Here is a 13,190-nt window from a genome sequence, read left to right on the forward strand (position 1 = left end):
GAAGCCGTGCGTCCTTCGAGGCTCGGCTTCGCCTCGCACCTCAGGATGAGGACTTCAGTGCAAAGGAGAACCTCATCCTGAGGCGCCCGCGCAGCGGGCCTCGAAGGACGCAAGGCGCCAACCGCAGATCCTCCCCCTCTGAGGGAGGCGGGCTCCTCCTACTCCACGCCTGCCACGGCCAGGAGCGCCGCCAGGCCCACCTGCATGCCCTTCAGCGTCTCGCCCTTCTCGACGTCGATCCATTCGTCCAGGGCGTGGGCGCGGCCGCCCTTGCCGCCGGCGCCGATGGTGATGGCCGGAACGCCCAGGCTCATGGGCAGGTTGGCGTCGGTGGACGAGGCCTCGTGCTCGGGCTTGAAGCCCAGGGCCGAGATCGCCGCCGCCGTCGCCGTGACGATGGTCGCCTGCGGATCCGTGCCGCCGGCCGGGCGCTCGCCGATCACCTTGGCGTCGTAGGAAATCATGCCTGGCTTGGTCGAGCGGGCGGCGTTCTCGCCGGCCACGGCCTTGTCGAGGATGCCGATGAAGGTCTGGTCCAGCTTGGCCAGTTCGGCGGCGCTTTCCGAGCGCATGTCGAACTCCAGGAAGATCTGGTTGGGGATCGAGTTCACCGAGGTGCCCCCGCCCACGACGCTGGCCGAATAGGTGGTCTTGGGATCGGCCGGCGGCTTGACCGCATAGAGGTCGACCACCGACTGGGCCATGGCCGTCATCGGGTTGACCACGCCGAACGCGCCGTAGCTGTGGCCGCCCGGGCCCTTGAAGGTGACGCGGTAGCGCTTGGAGCCGACGCCCCGGTCGACGATGCGCGAGGGATCCGAGCCGTCCATCGAGAAGAAGGCGCTGATCCGGCCCTTGTACTTGCCCTGGTTGAAGAGGTGCTTGACCCCGCGCAGGTCGCCCGGCCCCTCCTCGCCCACATTGCCGACGAACAGGATGTCGGCCTTGGTCTTGATCTTGGCCGCGTCCATCGCCCGCACATAGGCCAGCAGTACGGCCAGCGAACGCGTGTCGTCGCCGATGCCGGGCGCCGATAGCTTGGTGCCCTCGCGCTTGACCTTCACGTCGGTGCCTTCGGGGAAGACGGTGTCGAGGTGGGCGGCGATGACCACGAACGGGCCCTTGCCCTTGGTCGCCGTCCCGGCCCGCACGCCCATGACGTTGCCTTCGGCGTCCATCTCGACGTCGCTCAGGCCCACGGCCTTGAGCATCTCCAGATAGGCCTTGGCGCGCTTTTCTTCCTTGAAGGGCGGCGCGGGGATCTCGGTCAGGGTGACGATGTCGGCGACGGTGCGGTCGTAGTCGGCGTCCAGCTGCTTCACGGCGGCCTTGAAGCCCGGGCCGCCGACGATCTTCTGCACGGCCTTGACCGAGGTGTCGGTCTTCTCGGCGGCGTCGGCCTCGGGACCATAGAGGGCGCCGGCCGCGAACAGGGAGGCGGCGAACAGCATCGAACGCGACAGGCGGCGCATGGGCGAAGGCTCCGATTCCAGGTGCGCCGACCAGAGCGGGGCGACGGCCGGCTTGGCAATCCCCAAATGTTCGGGACGGCTCCTCTGGACGAACGCCGCTCGCCACCCGACATTGACCCTTCGTAAGCCACCGCCCGGAAGACACGCCATGGCCCACCTGAAAGCCGCCGCCGCGCTCGCGGGCCTTGGCCTGCTGCTGTCCGCCGCCCCCGCCCTGGCTCAGGCTCAAGCGGCCGGTCCCCTCGGCGTGGCCGGCAAATGGACGCTGGACCTGTCGCGCTCGCGCTTCAACGAACCCCTGACCGGCGCCGCGCCGATCAGCGGCGAGCTCGACATCACCAAGGACGACGGCAAGGCGATCGCCTGGACCCTGGTCGAGGAGGACGACGAGGGCGTGGCCGCCATCCAGTTCGCCGACGCGCCGCTGGACGGCTCGCCCACCCGGGCCGTGGTCAACTTCAACTTCGTGACCTTGAGCGTCGAGCGCACCGGCCAGTCCAGCGTGGCGGTCATGACCCACGGCCAGACCGGCCGCCGCCAGAGCATGCGCGTGGGCGTCACCGCGCCCGACACCATCCTGGTCGAGCAGGACATCGACGGCAAACCCGGCCCGCCGGACCAGAGCCTGGTCTTCGTGCGGAAGAAGTAGGTCCTGCGTCCTTCGAGGCTCGGCTGCGCCTCGCTCCTCAGGATGAGGACGTTATCGCACTGACTTCCTCATCCTGAGGCGCCCGCGCAGCGGGCCTCGAAGGACGCACGTCTCAATCCGCGTGCACCCGGTCCACGCGCGGCGCGAACATGTAGCCCGCGTGGCGCACGGTGCGCACCATCTGCGCCCCGCCCTCCGACCGGCGCAGCTTGCTGCGCAGGCGGCTGATGGTGACGTTGATCTGCTGGGGCGGGGCCTTGCTGCGGGCCTCGGGCGGGCCCTGCTGCAGCTGGTCGCGGGTCAGGATCTGCTGGGGCTTGGCCACCAGGGTCCACAGCACCAGGAACTCGGCCGACGACAGGTTCACCGACTCGCCACGTGGATCGAACAGCTCGTGGGTGGCCACGTTCAGGCGCCAGCCGCTGAACTGGTAGACCGGCGGGGCGGCCACAGGTTCGGGCGCGCGCCAGGCCTGGCGGCGGCGCACCGCGGCGCGGATGCGGGCGGCGGTCTCGCGCGGGCGGAACGGCTTGGCGATGTAGTCGTCGACGCCCATCTCCAGGCCGACGACCACGTCGCTCTCGTCGTCGACGGCGCTGACCACCACCACGCCCGGCGCGGGGTTGAGGCGGCGCAGGCGCGCGCAGACCGACAGGCCGGCCTCGTCGGGCAGCAGGATGTCCATGACGACCAGTTCGATCTGGGTGCGGCCCAGGATCTGGTCCATCTCGCGGGCCGAGGCGGCTTCGAGCACTTCCAGGTCGAACCGGCCCAGCAGCGAGCTGATGGCGGCGCGGGAGTCGACGTCGGGGTCGACGATGAGCAGGCGGGGTCTCACGGGCGTTCTCAGAACATCGCCCGGCCGACGAGCCGGGCCGAATAACGGGTCTGGCGACGCGAGGCCTCGGCCCCGCCCTCCAGGGCGAAATAGGAAAGGTCGGAACCGGCGCGCAGGGCCAGGTTCAGCGTCACCGCGTCGGTGCGCGAGGTGTTGCCCAGGATCGTGAACGGCGTGCCGCCCGAGTACCAGGCCGTGGTGTCGGCGTACTTGCCGGCCAGGGTCCTGCGATAGCCGACGCGGACCTCGGGACGGACCCAGACCTCCTTGCCGAACTCGCGGCCGAAGGCCACGCCGATGTCGCCCGACAGGTTGTCGTACTTGCGCGAGGCCACCGTCTGGTCGAAGCCCTCGCCGCCGCCGTGCTCCTTGCGCTCGCCTTCCCACAGATAGACGTAGTCGAGGCGCGCCTCGGGGCGGATGTAGTTGCGGCCGAACCTGTGCTCGTAGCCGATCCCGGCGAAGGCGTTGGCGGTGAAGCCGTTCCAGGCCGCGGTGTTGGTCACCGCCGCGTCGGCCTCGCCGTCGTCGTCGACGTCGGCGCTGATGAAGCTGCGGTCGCCGTTGAAGCGGATGTAGCCGAGGCCGCCGCCGAGGTTGAAGCGCCAGCCGCCGACCGACCGGCGCCAGTAGGTTCCGGCCTGGAACAGCGAGGCCGTGGTCTCCTCGCCGACCTTGGCGGCGGTGTCCTTCTCTTCCAGGCTGACGAAGGCCAGCGTGACGCCCAGCGCGCCGCCGGCGTCGCCCATGGCCTCGTAGCCGGCGACCAGGCCCGTGGCCTTGGTGTCCGAGCCGAGGTTCTCGCCGTCCTCGATCCGCACCAGGCTGTTGACCTCCTGCACCCAGACGCTGTCGGGGCCGTAGCGGTCCTGGCCGTCGGGACGGATGGCGGTCGAGGCCGAGATCTGCTGCTGCACGGCCTGCAGGGTGGTGAACATCCCCTCGCCCGTGCTGGGCAGCATCTGGTTGTAGAGATTGTAGAAGCCGTCGCTGGTCGACTGGCTGAGGAAGGCGGCGGCGATGTCGTCGTTGGCGCTGAGCGCGGCGAAGGTCGCGTCGTAGGCGGAGGCCTGGCCGCTGGTCATGCCGGCCTCGGCGGCCGTGCGCCGGCGCACGTCGATCAGCACGTCGTTGTCCTGGACGTGGGCGCTGGCGACATAGAGGTAGGGCGCGTCGCCCAGCAGGTCCTGGTCGATCTCGCCGGCGGTCAGCGTCCCGGCCGAGATCACCTTGAAGGTGCTGGCGCTGGTCAGCAGGTTGTTGAACACCAGGCCCAGGTTCGCGCCGCTGGCGATGGTGGCGGTGTCGACCACCAGCTGGGTCGAGGTCCCGGCGTTGGGGTCGACCGTGAACACCAGCGTGCTGTCCGAGCCCAGGTTCAGGCTGGTGGCCTTGATGGTGTCGGTGTTGGTGATCAGCAGGCCGCCGTTGCCGATGTTGATCGAGAGCTTGCCGTCGCTGTCGTAGAGGCCGCCGATGGCGTAGGCCGTGCCGTCGATGTTCAGCGTGTCGGCGCCGTCGCCGAACGACATGTCGCCGTACAGCGTGCCGTTCAGCAGGTTCAGGGTGTCGTCGCCCGAGCCCAGCAGCACCTGGCCGATGATCGCCGGCTCGTCGGCGTCGTCCACGCCGTCGCCGTCGGCATCGGTGTCGGCCACCCCGTCGTCGCCGTCGTCACCATCGTCGACGCCGGTCTGGGTGATGGTGACGCCGGTGGTGTTGGCCTTCAGGTTGATGGCGATGGCCTTGCCGGTCACCGTCTCGTCGGCAGCGTCGGTGTTGCTGTCGTCGGTGTCGTAGTCGTCGTCGGTGGCCGCCACGTAAGCGGCGATCGTGCCGGTGTTGGTGATGCTGGTCAGCGTGCCGGAATTGTCGACGATGGCGTTGGCGTTCCCGGTCTCCCCCGACAGGGTGGCGATGATGCTGCCGCTGTTGACGACCGAGTTCATGGTCGCCCCGGCGTCGATCAGCAGGGCGTAGGCGTTCGAGCTTCCCTCGGCCTCGACCGAGCCGCTGAGCGCGCCGCTGTTGTTGAGGATCGAGGCGATGGCGCCGGAGGTCAGGTGCAGGCCCATGGCGTCGGCCTCGTAGGCGCTTGCCGAGATCGAGCCTTCCAGGTTGATCCCGTTGGTGACCAGGGTCTCGTAGCCGGCCGAGCCGCCGATCTGCACGCCGGTGGCCGTGACGCCGGCATGCACGCCGTAGGCGCCGACCGAGCCGCGGATCACCAGGCCGTAGTCGTAGATCCCCTCCCCGGCCGAGCCGAGGGTGACGGCCTGACTGTCGGAGCCGATCTGGATCGCCGGCGCGCCGCCATAGACATAGACGGCCGCGGTTCCTTCTTCGTCGTCGGCGACGCCGTCGCCGTCCTCGTCGTCGGTGGTGTCGTCGTTGGTGTCGGTGGGCGGGGCGTCCAGCACCAGGCCCTTGGAGACGTTGCTGGTGATCTTGATCGCCGAGCCGCCCTGCAGCAGGTCGTCGGCGTCGAGCAGCGCCTCGTCGTCCGGATCGGTGTAGCGGCTGGTGTAGCGATAGCCGGTGGCGGTGATCGTGCCCTGGACGATGACCGAGCCGTCGACCTCGCCGTCGACCGCCAGGCCGACGCTGTTGGCCCCCAGCACGCTGATCGAGCCGTCGCTGACGATGTCGCCCGTCACCTTGGCGGTGTTGCGGATCCCGTAGGCGTCGTCGCCCGTGATCGCGATCGAGCCGGAGTTGAGGATGTCGCCGATCACCGACGATTCCAGCATGATCCCGACCGAGTTGTTGCCCTCGATCGTGATGGCCCCGGTGTTCTCGATCGTGCCGGTATAGTCGCCCGATCCGGTCAGGCGGATGCCATAGCGGTTGGTCCCCAGCGCGAACTGGCCGTCATAGTCGCCGTCGCTGTCGCTATCGACGTAGTCATAGTCCTCGGTCAGGCTGATCGTGCCGCCGTTGGTCACCGTCGAGGTGAGCCCGCTGTTGATCAGGATGCCCGTCGAGTTGGAGACGTCCGTGCTGGTCAGCGTGCCGTTGTTGGTCAGGGTGTTGTTGCTGTCGACCGTGGCGATCGCGCCCTCGGCGCTGAGGGTGATCACCCCGTCGGTGGTGACCTTGACGTCGTCGGCCGCGCCGCTGGCCGCCGTCGAGGTGGCGATCGGCGTCGTGCGGCTGCTGCTGGTGACTTCCGTCTCGGCGGCCGCTTGGGCGGCGTGCAGCAGCATCGGCAGGGCGGCGGCCGAGAGGATCAGAAGCTTACGCGACATGGAGGACCCGCTTGAAGGAACCTCCGAGGCTTAGGGGGCCTGCATGGCCCAGGCGTGTCTCGCAAATTTCCGCGCGGCTACGGCGAGCGCCTCGCCGATACACTTCCGTTTCAAAGCGGCCGGAAGGTTGTCGCCAGCGTTCAGGCTCGCCCGCCAAGTGTTGCGCCTGATGGGCGAAACCGACGATTTAGACGTCGCCGCAAGAATGTTCACGGCGGAGCGGCCGCGTCCAAGCGCCCGATTCCGCGATCGGCGATGATGGCTCCATCGACCAAGGAGCCCCCGCCATGGGCAAGGTGCTGATCCCCGCCTCGTGTCTCGCCTTCAGCGTCTGGCTGCTGGCCGAGCGGCTGCTCTGACAAAGAAAAAGCGCGCGAGGTTTCCCCCGCGCGCTCTTGGTTGATCCCGAAGGATCGGTCTTTCCTACAGCACGCCGTCGACGGCGCGCTTGATCCCCAGGGGGTTGGCTTCCTTCAGCGCCGCCGGCAGCAGCACGTCGGGCAGGTCCTGGTAGCAGACCGGACGCAGGAAGCGCTCGACGGCGCGAGTGCCGACCGAGGTCGAGCGGCCGTCCGAAGTGGCCGGGAACGGGCCGCCGTGGACCATGGCCGGAGCCACTTCCACGCCGGTCGGCCAGCCGTTGGCCAGGATGCGGCCGGCCTTGCGCTCGAGGATCGGCAGCAGGCCGCGGGCCTGCTCGGCGTCTTCCGCATCGAGGTGCAGGGTGGCGGTCAGCTGGCCTTCCAGGCCTTCCAGCAGGCTGGCCAGGGTGGCGATGTCCGGGCAGCGGACGATCACCGACGACGAGCCGAACACTTCATGGCTGAGAGCCGGGTCGGCGGCGAAGGTTTCGGCCTCGACCACGAACAGGGCGCCCTGGCCCTGGTTGCAGCCTTCGCCGACCAGACCGCGGGCGGCCACGGTGACGCCGGGACGCGAGCCCAGCTTCTCGACGCCCTGCTCGTAGGCGCCGAAGATGCCCGGGGTGAGCATGACCTGCGGATGGGCGCCGGCCAGGGCGGCCGAGGCCGAGGCCACGAACTTGTCAAAGTCCGGACCGGCCAGGGCGAAGATCAGGCCCGGATTGGTGCAGAACTGGCCCGAACCCATCGTCAGCGAGCCGACGAAGGCGGTCCCGAGGGCCTCGGCGCGGGCGGCCAGGGCGTGCGGGAACAGGATCACCGGGTTGACGCTGCTCATCTCGGCATAGACCGGGATCGGCTCGGGGCGTTCGTTCGCAATCTTCATCAGCGCCACGCCGCCGGCGCGCGAGCCGGTGAAGCCGACGGCCTTGATGCGGCTGTCACGAACCAGGGCGCCGCCCAGTTCATGGGTCTGGCCGGTCAGCAGCGAGAACACGCCGGCCGGCAGGCCCGCCTTCTCGACGGCCTTGCTGATGGCCGCGCCGACCAGGGCGGCGGTGCCGGGGTGAGCCGGGTGGCCCTTGAACACGACCGGGCAGCCGGCGGCCAGGGCCGCGGCGGTGTCGCCGCCGGCGGTCGAGAAGGCCAGCGGGAAGTTGCTGGCGCCGAACACGGCGACCGGACCAAGACCAATGAAGCGCTGGCGCAGGTCGGCGCGCGGCAGCGGCTTGCGCTCCGGCTGGGCCGGGTCGATGCGCGCGCCCAGGAAGTCGCCCTGGCGGACGGTCTTGGCGAACAGGCGCAGCTGGCCGGTCGTGCGGCCGCGCTCGCCTTCCAGGCGCGGACGCGGCAGGCCGGTCTCGGCCATGGCGCGCACGATCAGGTCGTCGCCGATGGCTTCGATCTCGGCGGCGACACCTTCGAGGAAGGCCGCGCGGGTTTCGAGATCGGTCTCGCGATAGACGTCGAAGGCGGCGTTCGCGGCGGCCAGGGCCGCCTCGATCTGCTCCGCGGTCGGTTCGGGGAAGACCTCGCCGAAGTGCTCGCCGGTGGCGGGATTCAGGCTGCGGAGTTCAGTCATGACGGACGCTCGCGTTCTGGCGGACGGGAATGGCCCCGCATATAGGCCGTTCCGCGTCCGGTTGTCAGTCCAATGTTAGCGCAACCAATGCTTATTTTGCATGGGTATAGGCTATTCGATGAAGGCCGGCGCCGTGACCCGTTCGCCCAGCAGGAAGGCGTCGGCCACGTGGCGCAGCGGGCTGACGTCGACGTCCGAGCCGCCGGCCGCGATCAGGCGAGCGAAGGCGTCGTAAAGGCCCGGATATTCCTCGTCCGGACCTTCGTGCGTCAGCTCACCGTCGACCCACAGGCGCGAACCGCCGTGCGACAGCTTCAGTTCGCCGCCGTCGGTGTCGATGATGATGTCCCAGCTCTGCTCGCCGGTCTGCAGAAAGTCGAAGTCGGCCTGGACCGGCGCGCCGGTCACGGTGCGGAAGGTCAGCTGCGCCTCGACCGGCGACTGGCAGTTCTCCGGCACGTGCAGCGTCGCCTTCTCCAGGAAGAAGGCCGGCAGCACGACGGTGGCGATCGACAGGGCGTTGATGCCCGGATCGAAGACGCCCAGGCCGCCGGCCTGCCAGATCCAGGTCTGGCCCGGATGCCAGACGCGCACGTCTTCCTTCCAGTTGATCTGCACCGACTTGATGGTCTTGCCCGACAGCCAGGTCTGGGCCGGCGCGACGGCGGTGGCGTAGCGCGAGTGCCAGGTGGTCTGCAGGGTGACGCCCTTGGCCTGGGCGGCGGCCTTGAGGTCCTCGACCTCGCTCAGCGTCGCGCCGGGGGGCTTTTCCAGCATCACGTGCTTGCCCGCGTCGATGGCCTGGCGGGCGATCGTGTGGCGCACCTGCGGCGGGGTGCACAGGGCGACGGCGTCGAACTGCACGTCCGAGGCCAGCAGTTCGGAAAGGTCGGTGAAGTGCGGGACGCCGTCGACGCCGGCGCTGCGGCTGGCCACGGCCGCCAGTTCGAAGCGCCCGTCCTTCTCGATGGCCGGCAGGTGCTGGTCGCGGGCGATCTTGCCCAGGCCGACGATGGCGATGCGGATGGTCATCTGGACGGACACCTGACGATGGTTCGGGCCGCGCCTCGCGGCCTCTGTAAGATTAGTCCGACAAATAGCGCCCTCCCCAGCGCTGTCAAACAGGACCGAGAAATCGGGCCGATAACGCCGCCCGCAAAGCCCGACGGCGGCCCGGCCCGAGCGGAAAGCCGCTTCCATGCTCGACCTCGACGCGCAATGGTCCTACATATTCCGCGTTGGTCGAACGATGTCGTGGATAGCGCGACAGGGCGACCGACGCTAGAATGTGAGCGCTATCATCGGCGTTCGATCGCCTTTTTCACTCTTGCGATCGGGTCGCAAGACCTTGAAGGCATGTGACGTTTCCCCGCCATGGCGGTCGTTGACGCTCCGCCCTCGCCGGTATAGTCAGACAAATAGTATAAACCTCGCCCGGCGAGGCGATCCGGTTGGATCGATCGAGGAAAAACAGGACCGACATGACCACCAAGTCCGCGCCCAGCACCCTTCGTTCGCGGGCCTGGTTCGACAATCCCGACAACGTGGACATGACGGCGCTCTATCTCGAGCGCTATCTGAACTACGGCCTGACGCTGGAAGAGCTGCAGTCGGGCAAGCCGATCATCGGCATCGCCCAGACCGGTTCGGACCTGTCGCCCTGCAACCGTCACCACCTGGTGCTGGCCGAACGCGTGCGTGAAGGCATCCGCACCGCCGGCGGCATCGCCATCGAATTCCCGGTCCACCCAATCCAGGAAACCGGCAAGCGCCCGACCGCGGGCCTCGACCGCAACCTGTCGTACCTGGGCCTGGTCGAGACCCTGTACGGCTACCCAATCGACGGCGTCGTGCTGACCATCGGCTGCGACAAGACCACCCCGGCCTGCCTGATGGCCGCCGCAACGGTCAACATCCCGGCCATCGCCCTGTCGGTCGGCCCGATGCTGAACGGCTGGTACAAGGGTGAGCGCACCGGCTCGGGCACCATCGTCTGGAAGGCCCGCGAGATGCTGGCCGCCGGCGAGATCGACAACGCCGGCTTCATCAAGCTGGTCGCCTCGTCGGCCCCGTCGACCGGCTTCTGCAACACCATGGGCACGGCCACGACGATGAACTCGCTGACCGAGGCGCTGGGCATGTCGCTCACCGGCTCGGCCGCGATCCCGGCGCCCTATCGCGACCGCCAGGAAAACGCCTACCTGACCGGCCTGCGCATCGTCGACATGGTCAAGGAAGACCTCAAGCCGTCCGACATCCTGACCCGCGAAGCGTTCCTCAACGCCATCGTCGTCAACTCGGCCATCGGCGGCTCGACCAACGCCCCGATCCACCTGAACGCCCTGGCCCGCCACATCGGCGTCGAGCTGACCGTCGACGACTGGCAGGAGAAGGGCGAGGACGTGCCGCTGCTGGTCAACCTGCAGCCGGCCGGCAAGTACCTGGGCGAAGACTACTACCACGCCGGCGGCGTTCCGGCGGTCACCGCCCAGCTGATCAAGCAGGGCCTGATCCACGAAGACGCCATGACCGTCTCGGGCCAGACCATGGGCGACGCCTGCCGCGACGCGACCATCGAGGACGCCGACGTCATCCGCACCTTCGACAACCCGCTGGTCGAGCGCGCCGGCTTCGTCGTGATGCGCGGCAACCTGTTCAACTCGGCGATCATGAAGACCAGCGTGATCTCGGGCGAGTTCCGCGACCGCTACCTGTCGAACCCCGAAGACCCGGACGCCTTCGTCGGCGACGCCGTGGTGTTCGATGGTCCCGAAGACTATCACCATCGCATCGACGACCCGTCGGTCGGCATCACCGAGAACTCGATCATGTTCATGCGGGGCGCCGGCCCCGTCGGCTACCCCGGCTCGGCCGAGGTGGTGAACATGCGGGCCCCCGACTACCTGATCAAGCGCGGCGTCAAGCAGCTGCCCTGCATCGGCGACGGCCGCCAGTCGGGCACCTCGGGTTCGCCGTCGATCCTCAACGCCTCGCCGGAAGCCGCCGTCGGCGGCGGCCTGGCCCTGCTGAAGACCGGCGACCGCGTGCGCTTCGACCTGCGCAAGTCGCGCGTCGACGTGCTGATCAGCCCCGAGGAAGTGGCCGAGCGCCGCAAGGCCCTCGAAGCCGCCGGCGGCTACCAGTATCCGGAAAGCCAGACCCCGTGGCAGGAGATCCAGCGCGCCATCGTCGGCCAGATGGAGACCGGCGCGGTGCTGGAACCGGCCGTGAAGTACCAGCGCATCGCCCAGACCAAGGGCCTGCCGCGCGACAGCCACTAAGGCTTTCGCCAGCACTGAATAAGGAGCCGCCCGGGGAAACCTGGGCGGCTTTTTCATGCGCGCCTGCTATCAGGGCGGAATGATGGAAGCGCAAGCCAAGGTCGGCAGCGGTGATCGGCTCCTGTCCAAGCTGCTCGTCTTCGTGACCCTGGCGGTCGTCGGGGCGGGCGGACTGTGGCTGCTTGAGGTCGTTCCCGCCCAGCGGTTCCTGCAAGACGCCGTCCGCGTCGAGGGGCGCGTGACCGCCACGACCTGCGACAATCGCGGCGCCGTCGACTATGCCTACGAGCTGGAGGGGCGAACCTACTCGGGCACGGACCAGCCCGCCGGCGTCTGCGAGGCCATGAAGGTCGGAGATCCCCTCCCCGTCTGGCGTCTGCCCGACGCGCCCGAACGCAGCGACCTGTCGCCGGGCGAAGACCTGGACGACGCCATCTCCGTGGCCATCGGCGGTCCGATCTTCTTCTCGGCCGTCGCGGTCCTGTTGCTGGCCTGGGACGAGCGTCGCCGCAGGCGAGCCGCTCCGAAGGCCTAGGCCGAAGCGGGGCCGTCCGCCTTCCGCGCCATCCCTTCGGCCGCAAGCATCGCCGCCAGCATGGCCACGGCCAGCACGGCGATGACGACGCCCAGGGCCTCCCAGCCGAACCGGCCGACGACCAGGCCGCCCAGGGGCGGGCCGATCAGCGCGCCGCCGGCTCCGAACTGGGTCAGCAGGCCGTTGGCGGCGGCGATGCGCGGGCCGTCGGTTCCGCCGGCCAGGGCCGGCAGGCGGGCGAAGACCAGCGGCGAGGCGACGCCGCTCAGCAGCACCACCAGGAAGGCGACGGCGGCCACCAGAAGGGCCTTGGCCGACAGGAAGACGAAGGGCGCGACCGCGGCCGTGGCCAGCAGGGCGGGAACCACCACCAGGGTCAGGCGGCGGCGGTCCAGCGCGCCAGCGTGCAGGATGCGGATGGCGATCGCCGAGCCCGGCAGGGCGGCCAGCGAGACCAGGCCCGTGGCGATGCTGGCCCCAGCCACGCCCGCCCCGGCCTTCTCGATCAGGAAGCTGGGCAGCAGCATGGTCAGGGCGCAGATGAAGACGGTGTAGAGCCCAAAGCCGAAGGTCAGCACCCAGGCGGCCGGCGGCGGCAGGGCGATGCGGGCGCCGTCCGACAGGCCCTTGGGCTGGCGCAGAGCGACCAGCAGGCCCAGCGCGCACAGCACCGCCCACAGCAGCATCGCCCCGCGCGGACCGCTGACCGCCATGGCGAAACCGGTGACGCCGCTGCCGACGGCGACGCCCACGGCCACGAAGGTGCTCCACAGCGCCAGGGCCGGCCCCCGCGCCTTGTCCGAGGCGATGGCGGCGATCATGGTCGGGGCGGCGATGACCACCAGCAGATAGGCCACGCCCTCCAGCGCCCGGGCGGCGAACAGCACGGCGACATTGGGCGCGAAGGCCTCGACCAGGCTGGCCGCCAGCAGGCCAACCAGGCCCATGGCCATGAAGCGGCGGCCGCCGAACCGGCCGAGAGCCAGGCCCGCAGCGATGCCCAGGGTGGCTCCGCCGATCTCCAGCAGCGACACCAAAAGGCCAGCCTGGGCCAGCGACAGGTCCAGCTGCTGGCGCAGCACCGGAACCAGCACGGCGATCTTGGGAAGCTGGGCGGCGGCCAGCACGCCGATGAGCCACAGGGCGATGATGTTGGACCAGGAACGCAGCATGGCGCCGCCCCTAGACCGATGCGCCCTCGCGCGACACGAAAAACTTATGCG

Annotated in this window: 9 protein-coding genes and 1 pseudogene; 4 read left to right on the top strand and 6 right to left on the bottom strand. The window is 69.3% G+C overall.

Going from position 1 to position 13,190, the window contains the following annotated elements:
• Positions 1-8: 8 nt before the first annotated feature.
• A pseudogene (locus G5B46_RS09165) lies at positions 9-142 on the top strand (hypothetical protein); the annotation flags it as partial.
• A gap of 16 nt (positions 143-158) precedes the next feature.
• Here G5B46_RS09165 and G5B46_RS09170 read toward each other — a convergent pair.
• Positions 159-1,472, bottom strand: a complete 1,314-nt coding sequence (locus G5B46_RS09170; RefSeq protein WP_165257985.1) for a M20/M25/M40 family metallo-hydrolase — start codon at positions 1,470-1,472, stop codon at positions 159-161.
• A 148-nt stretch (positions 1,473-1,620) separates the two neighbouring features.
• Here G5B46_RS09170 and G5B46_RS09175 point away from each other — a divergent pair, with 148 nt between their 5' ends.
• On the top strand, positions 1,621-2,121 hold the full coding sequence (locus G5B46_RS09175; protein WP_165257987.1) for a hypothetical protein: 501 nt from the start codon (positions 1,621-1,623) through the stop codon (positions 2,119-2,121).
• Between the two features lie 112 nt (positions 2,122-2,233).
• On the opposite strand, the gene G5B46_RS09180 is transcribed toward G5B46_RS09175, so the two are convergent.
• The 4 genes from G5B46_RS09180 to G5B46_RS09195 form a co-directional block, all read right to left on the bottom strand.
• Complete coding sequence (locus G5B46_RS09180; protein WP_165257989.1) at positions 2,234-2,959, bottom strand: response regulator transcription factor; 726 nt, start codon at positions 2,957-2,959, stop codon at positions 2,234-2,236.
• Positions 2,960-2,967: 8 nt separating this feature from the next.
• Positions 2,968-6,207, bottom strand: a complete 3,240-nt coding sequence (locus G5B46_RS09185; RefSeq protein ID WP_165257991.1) for an autotransporter outer membrane beta-barrel domain-containing protein — start codon at positions 6,205-6,207, stop codon at positions 2,968-2,970.
• Between the two features lie 423 nt (positions 6,208-6,630).
• Positions 6,631-8,151 carry an aldehyde dehydrogenase (NADP(+)) gene (locus G5B46_RS09190; protein WP_165257993.1) on the bottom strand — a complete coding sequence of 507 codons (1,521 nt, stop codon included), beginning with the start codon at positions 8,149-8,151 and terminating at the stop codon, positions 6,631-6,633.
• 111 nt (positions 8,152-8,262) lie between these two features.
• Positions 8,263-9,183, bottom strand: a complete 921-nt coding sequence (locus tag G5B46_RS09195; protein ID WP_165257995.1) for a Gfo/Idh/MocA family oxidoreductase — start codon at positions 9,181-9,183, stop codon at positions 8,263-8,265.
• 449 nt (positions 9,184-9,632) lie between these two features.
• Between G5B46_RS09195 and G5B46_RS09200 the strand changes: the two genes are divergently transcribed.
• Both G5B46_RS09200 and G5B46_RS09205 read left to right on the top strand, forming a co-directional pair.
• On the top strand, positions 9,633-11,432 hold the full coding sequence (locus tag G5B46_RS09200) for an IlvD/Edd family dehydratase (RefSeq protein ID WP_165257997.1): 1,800 nt from the start codon (positions 9,633-9,635) through the stop codon (positions 11,430-11,432).
• A gap of 55 nt (positions 11,433-11,487) precedes the next feature.
• Positions 11,488-11,967 carry a DUF3592 domain-containing protein gene (locus G5B46_RS09205; protein WP_165257999.1) on the top strand — a complete coding sequence of 160 codons (480 nt, stop codon included), beginning with the start codon at positions 11,488-11,490 and terminating at the stop codon, positions 11,965-11,967.
• Here G5B46_RS09205 and G5B46_RS09210 read toward each other — a convergent pair.
• Complete coding sequence (locus G5B46_RS09210) at positions 11,964-13,139, bottom strand: MFS transporter (protein ID WP_165258001.1); 1,176 nt, start codon at positions 13,137-13,139, stop codon at positions 11,964-11,966. The two genes, G5B46_RS09205 and G5B46_RS09210, sit on opposite strands and share 4 nt — an antisense overlap.
• Between the last annotated feature and the right edge of the window lie 51 nt (positions 13,140-13,190).

The organism is Caulobacter sp. 602-2 (assembly GCF_011043625.1).
Lineage (GTDB): Bacteria > Pseudomonadota > Alphaproteobacteria > Caulobacterales > Caulobacteraceae > Caulobacter.